Source organism: Mesotoga infera, from assembly GCA_011045915.1.
GTDB classification, from domain to species: Bacteria; Thermotogota; Thermotogae; order Petrotogales; family Kosmotogaceae; genus Mesotoga; species Mesotoga infera_D.
Window position 1 is genome coordinate 1 of the sequence record DSBT01000020.1, and the last position, 1,837, is coordinate 1,837.

The 1,837-nt window shown below is 44.0% G+C and carries 3 protein-coding genes; all 3 read right to left on the reverse strand.

The window, feature by feature from the left end; genetic code table 11:
* Positions 1 to 150: 150 nt before the first annotated feature.
* Positions 151 to 852, reverse strand: coding sequence for an ABC transporter ATP-binding protein (locus tag ENN47_00680; protein ID HDP76707.1), 702 nt, complete (start codon positions 850 to 852; stop codon positions 151 to 153).
* Positions 853 to 883: 31 nt separating this feature from the next.
* A complete protein-coding gene (locus tag ENN47_00685) occupies positions 884 to 1,435 on the reverse strand; it encodes a hypothetical protein (GenBank protein ID HDP76708.1) in 552 nt (183 codons plus the stop codon).
* A partial coding sequence (locus ENN47_00690) for a PRC-barrel domain containing protein (GenBank protein HDP76709.1) occupies positions 1,435 to 1,837 on the reverse strand: 403 nt, incomplete at its 5' end. The genes ENN47_00685 and ENN47_00690, both read right to left, overlap by 1 nt.

The window sequence follows — 1,837 nt, forward strand, 5'->3', positions numbered from 1 at the left end:
TAAGAGATCCCATGATCACCAGAAGAGTGTCGGACTTTCTTCTGTAGATATTCCTGTAACCGATCTTGAAGATTATCGGATTCGCTATCATTGAAACTACCGTCGCAATAACAGCGATACCTGCAAGAAGGCTCACGATCTGTATTAACACTACTGCACCTTCAATTCTTTGTTTTCTTCAATCTTGAGAATGCGGCCACTGTCCATATGAAGAACTCTGTTTGAGTAATTGGAAACTCTTTCATCATGAGTAACGATTACAAATGTCTGGTTAAAGGTGGAATTAAGCTCTGTTATCAAGTTCATCAGATCACTGCTGGTCTTTGTATCAAGCGCTCCGGTAGGTTCGTCTGCCCATACTATTGCCGGCTTATGAACAAGCGCTCTTGCGATAGAGACTCTCTGTCTTTCGCCGCCACTAAGTCTTGAGGGAAGATAGTGTTCGCGCTCCCTTAGATTGACTTTTGCAAGGATGTCCATTGCGGCCTCTCTCGCCTTCTTCTCATTGCTTCCCATAGTGAGCATGGCAAGTTCAACGTTCTCAACTGCCTTCAAGACGGGTATCAAGTTGTAGAATTGGAAAACAAATCCCATATGCATTGCCCTGAAGCGTGTCTTTTCATCATCCTTCAATGAATGGAGATCTACACCCTTAATGATGACTTTCCCTTCTGTGGGTGTATCTATTCCTGAAAGGCAATTCAAGAGCGTGCTCTTTCCACAACCGGAAGGCCCCAAAATCGACAGTATTTCGCCCTCATAGATATCGAAAGAGACCCCCTTCAGTGCTTCAACCGATATTTCTCCTGACCTGTAAGTTTTGCTCAGGTCTCTGACTTCAACAAATGTCATTTCGAATCTCCTTCCTGTGGGCGAAACAGTACTACAAAGTAATGTCGTCCACAGCTTTCTTTATCTCGCCATTGAGCTTCTCAATCGTCTTCTCAAGAGTTGAAAAGGCCCTTCTCGACAAGACGACAATTATTACAGATGCAGCGTAAGAGAATAACCCGGCAACAATCTCCGTTCTCCTCTGAATAAGTACGGATGAAAGCATGACTGCGAGAGGAAATAGCGGCGCAGCGTAAGCCGAGAATAGATAAAGTCTTCTCTGCAACTCGGAGGGCTTCCTCAGTTTCTCTTCGAGAGAAGACACCACTTCTTTGAGGTTCTTCAGATTCTCAGAATCGATTATCTTTCCTTTTGTGCTTTCTTCGAAAGTACTTCTGAGAGTAAGTATGCTTTGAACATTCTCCAGGAATCTCGAAATCTCTTTGGAGCGACTCTTCCCTGGAACTCCCATGATAATCAAGTAGTCAGCGAAGATCACCAAAGGCATAAAAAAGAACACGGGCTGAGAGTAAGAGCCCTTAGCAAAATTCAGTATGAATAGGATTGCAGCAGAAACAAAATAGTACACAGTCACTTTTTTCATCAGTCCATTTCCGGTAATTTCTCCACCATTACCGAAGATGCGGATACCCTTACCTTGCACTCATCGATCTCTTCAACCCAATCTATTGGTATAAGTTTCTTCGACTTTGAGCCAAAGCCACCACACTCACCTATCAGATGAGTTATCTTACCTTCATCATTCAGAACGAAACTTCTTACCCTGCCCACGATCTTTTCCTCAGCAGTAACTATATCACACCCTGGTTCAAGTGACTTGGTGTCTTTTGGAACATTTATCGACGTATTCAGTGGTGGAAGCGGGTAGAGCTCAGCATAGTCTCCAACCGGCCTAAGCCAGTACACCGGAGTAACTCCGCTCTCCAAATTCTCTATTTCTTCACCTGTGACGAAGAATGTCTCTTCGTAGTCCTGCAAAGTCTCA